Source organism: Streptomyces sp. SID11385, from assembly GCF_010548245.1.
Lineage (GTDB): Bacteria > Actinomycetota > Actinomycetes > Streptomycetales > Streptomycetaceae > Streptomyces.
In genome coordinates, this window is sequence record NZ_JAAGLR010000789.1 from 1 (window position 1) to 3,751 (window position 3,751).

Annotated in this window: 3 protein-coding genes; 1 reads left to right on the forward strand and 2 read right to left on the reverse strand. The window is 73.1% G+C overall.

All coding sequences use genetic code 11. The annotated features are described in order from the left end of the window. Positions 1-1,113 carry a spermidine/putrescine ABC transporter substrate-binding protein gene (locus tag G3I42_RS24360; RefSeq protein WP_239096645.1) on the forward strand — a complete coding sequence of 371 codons (1,113 nt, stop codon included), beginning with the start codon at positions 1-3 and terminating at the stop codon, positions 1,111-1,113. On the opposite strand, the gene G3I42_RS24365 is transcribed toward G3I42_RS24360, so the two are convergent. Then, positions 1,055-1,798 carry a glycerophosphodiester phosphodiesterase gene (locus G3I42_RS24365; RefSeq protein WP_164289310.1) on the reverse strand — a complete coding sequence of 248 codons (744 nt, stop codon included), beginning with the start codon at positions 1,796-1,798 and terminating at the stop codon, positions 1,055-1,057. The genes G3I42_RS24360 and G3I42_RS24365 overlap by 59 nt on opposite strands. 20 nt (positions 1,799-1,818) lie before the next feature. Beyond that, on the reverse strand, positions 1,819-2,853 hold the full coding sequence (locus tag G3I42_RS24370) for an adenosine deaminase (RefSeq protein WP_164289312.1): 1,035 nt from the start codon (positions 2,851-2,853) through the stop codon (positions 1,819-1,821). Positions 2,854-3,751 lie beyond the last annotated feature (898 nt).

Genomic DNA, 3,751 nt, shown 5'->3' on the forward strand with positions numbered 1-3,751 from the left:
CTGGGGCTCGGCGCGTGCGGCGTTCCCGCGGCCTACGTCGCGCCGGCGGACCGTGCGGCCGCGGACCGGTCCGCGCGCGAGCACGTAGTCGACTTCGCCAACTGGCCGCTCTACATCGACACCGACGACAGCGGGCGTCACCGGCCCACGCTCGACGCCTTCACGCGACGTACCGGCATCCGTGTGCACTACACCGAGGAGATCAACGACAACGACGAGTTCTTCGGCAAGGTCAGTCCCTCGCTGATGAGCCATCAGCCCACCGGCCGGGACCTCATCGTCATCAGCGACTGGATGTGCGCCCGCTTCGTCCGCCTCGGCTGGGTGCAGGAGATGGACCGCGGCCGGCAGCCGAACGTCGCGCGTCACCTCGACCCCGCGTTGCGCGACCCGGCGTTCGACCCGGGGCGACGCTGCACGGTGCCGTGGCAGTCGGGCATCACGGGAATCGCGTACAACGCGCGCAAGCTCGGCCGCACGCTGCACCACGTGTCCGAGCTGTGGGACGACGACCTCAAGGGGCGCGTCACGCTCCTGTCGGGCATGGACGAGGCGTTCGCGCTCCTGATGCAGGGCGAGGGCGTCGACATCACGCGCTGGACGACCGATGACTTCCACCGCATGTGCGAGCGGCTCGCACCGCGCGTGCGCGCCGGACACATCCGTCGTTTCACCGGCAACGACTACATCAAGGACCTGTCCTCGGGCGACGTGCTCGCCTGCCAGGCGTACTCCGGCGACGTGATCCAGCTCCAGGCCGACAACCCCGATATTCGTTTCCTCGTACCGGAGGAAGGCGCGGAGCTGTGGGCCGAGTCGCTGATGATCCCCGACCGTGCCGCGCACAAGCGCAACGCCGAAGCGCTCATTGACTACTACTACGAGCCCGAGGTCGCCGCGGCCCTCGCCGCGTGGGTCAACTACGTCTGCCCCGTGCCCGCCGCACGCGACGTCCTCGCGGCGTCGAAGGACAAGGAGACCGCCGCGCTCGCCGAGGACCCGCTCATCTTCCCGGACGACGCGACGCGACGTCGCCTTGCCATCGCACGCGACATCACGGCGCGGGAGCGTCCTGAACTGGCGCGTCGCTGGAGCGAGACGACGGGCGTGTGAGGCCCGCGCGGTCCCGCTCCGCACACGCGACGCCGACGCGGTTGCTCGTCACGGAGTCGACGCCCGCGGCGAAGAGACGACGTAGCGAACGTCGCGTGTCCGGCGTCCAGGCGGACACGAGGTAGCCGTCGCGGTGCGACGACGCGACGAGGCCGCTGTCGAGGAGGCCGAAGCGGTAGTTGAGCCAGCGCGGCCGGACCGCGTCGAGGAGCGCGGGACGCGGCGGCGCGAGCGTCGTCCACGTCAGCGCGATCTCCGCGGCGGGGTCCTGCGCGCGGACGGCGAGCATGGCGTCCGCGCCGGCGCAGTAGTACACGCGCGACGTCGCGTCGCTGTCGCGCACGACGCCCAGTACGGCGCGTACGGTACGCGGCGTCGCGGAGGGGAGGTCGATCATGACGCGCCGCCCCGACGTCGCGTCGAGGGCCTCCGCGAGGGAGGGCACGCCGCCCGCCGTACGCCGCGCGACGTCCGCGGCGGTGAGGTCGCCCAGCCGGGCGTCGACCCCCCACAGGCGCGCGAGCGTCGCGTCGTGCAGCAGGAGGGGCACCCCGTCGCGCGTCAGCCGGACGTCCAGCTCGACGGCGTCGGCGCCGCTCGCGAACGCGGAGCGCAGCGAGGCGAGGGTGTTCTCACGGAAACGGTACGGATCGCCGCGATGGCCCACGGCGGTGACGGTGCGCATGGGGGCATGTCATCACAGCGTCAGGGCGCGAGCCAGGTGGCGAGGTACGCGTCGATCTCGGCATGCAGCCGCGCCTTGCCCCCGACGTCGAGGAACGAGGCCTCCACGGCGTTCTTCGCCAGCTCCGCCAGGCCGCGTTCGTCCAGGCCGAGAAGCGAGGCGGCGACGGCGTACTCGTTGTTGAGGTCGGTGCCGAACATCGGCGGATCGTCGCTGTTGATGGTCACGAGCACGCCCGCGTCGACCATCTGCTTGACCGGGTGCTCGGAGAGATCCGCGACGGCGCGCGTCGCGATGTTGGACGTCGGGCACACCTCCAGCGGGATGCGGTGCTCCGCGAGGTGGGCGAGCAGCCGGGGGTCGCGCACGGCGCTCGTCCCGTGGCCGATGCGCTCGGCCCCCAGCTCGTTGAGCGCGTCCCAGATCGTCTCGGGCCCGGTGGTCTCGCCCGCGTGGGGCACGGAGCGCAGGCCCGCGGCCCGCGCGCGGTCGAAGTACGGCTTGAACTGCGGACGCGGTACCCCGATCTCGGGACCGCCGAGGCCGAAGCTGATGAGTCCGTCGGGACCCAGCTCCGTCGCGAGGTGCGCCGTCTCCTCGGCCGCTTCGAGCCCGGCTTCGCCGGGGATGTCGAAGGACCAGCGCAGCGCGACGTTCAGCTCCTTCTCCGCGGCGTGGCGCGCGTCCTCGATGGCCTCCATGAAGGCGTGCGCGTCGATCCCACGTCGCGTCGAGCTGTACGGAGTGACGGTCAGCTCCGCGTAGCGGATGTTCTGGCGCGCCATGTCGCGCGCGACCTCGAAGGTCAGCAGCCGGACATCCTCCGGGGTGCGGATGAGGTCGACGACGGACAGGTAGACCTCGATGAAGTGCGCGAAGTCCGTGAAGGTGAAGTAGTCCGCGAGCGCCTCGGGTGCCGTGGGCACCCGCGTGTCGCTGTGGCGCGCGGCGAGCGCCGCGACGATGCGCGGCGAGGCGGAGCCGACGTGATGCACGTGCAGTTCCGCCTTGGGCAGGCCTGCGATGAAGGTGTGCAGTTCGCTGGAGACGTTCATGGATCCTCGCGGTCCTTCCCCGGTCGGGGTGGTGGACCGGTCCCGGCGCCGGTCGGGGATCATCGTAGGACGGCGCGCCGTGCGACAGGCGGCCGGGATGCGGGACGACCCGGCATTCCGCCGCGACGCCGGGGCAGGGGGTGTGGCAGTGGATGGGGAAGGGGAACGGGTGGACGAGGCGGAGCAGGGCGACGGGGACGGTGCGCGGCGCGAGAGCGCGGGCGGTGAAGGAGCGGGGCGCGGGGGGCGCTCGGTGGGGGACGTCGCTCCGGGGACGGAGGGTGGGGCGGGCGACGGGGACGGTGCGGCGGCTTACGAGGACGGCGCGGCGTCTGGGCGTGACGAGGCGGTGGCCGGGGGTGGCGCGGCGGAGGGCGTCAGGGGGGCCGGGGAAGCGCGCAGGGTGCGCGCTCCGGACGTGGCGGACGTTCTGACGGCGCGTGAGGTTGCGGGGGACAGGGACAGGGACAGGGACGGGGAAGGCCGGGACGGAGTGTCGGCTTCGGCTGTGCGTGACGGTGCGGGCTCCTTCCGGGCTCCCGCTTCCTGGCCGGCGCCGGCGCCGGACAGCAGGTCGCCCGACGTCGCGCCGCCGGCCTTTGTCCCGGCCGTCTCCGCTGCCCGGGTCGCGTCGCCGGTACGGGAGCACGCGACGTCGGGACCGGGGACGGAGCCGGTGCCGGGTATACCCACGTCGCCCGAGGGGCCGGGCTGGGCCGCGTTCGGTTATCCGCTCGCCCCTGCCGCGTTCGGGGGTCTGCCACCCGCGAGCTACGGGACGTCGCGGTACGTCGCGCCGTCCCCGGTCCCGCCGTCGTACGTCGCGCCGCCCGCGACTGCCGCGTCGCACGCGACGTCCAGGGCGCCGGTCGCGGCACCTGCCGCGCCGCCGGACGCC

Coding starts and splice junctions, on each gene's coding strand:
- G3I42_RS24365 (WP_164289310.1), bottom strand. CDS start 1,798: ATGCGCACCGTCACCGCCGTGGGCCATCGCGGCGATCCGTACCGTTTC.
- G3I42_RS24370 (WP_164289312.1), bottom strand. CDS start 2,853: ATGAACGTCTCCAGCGAACTGCACACCTTCATCGCAGGCCTGCCCAAG.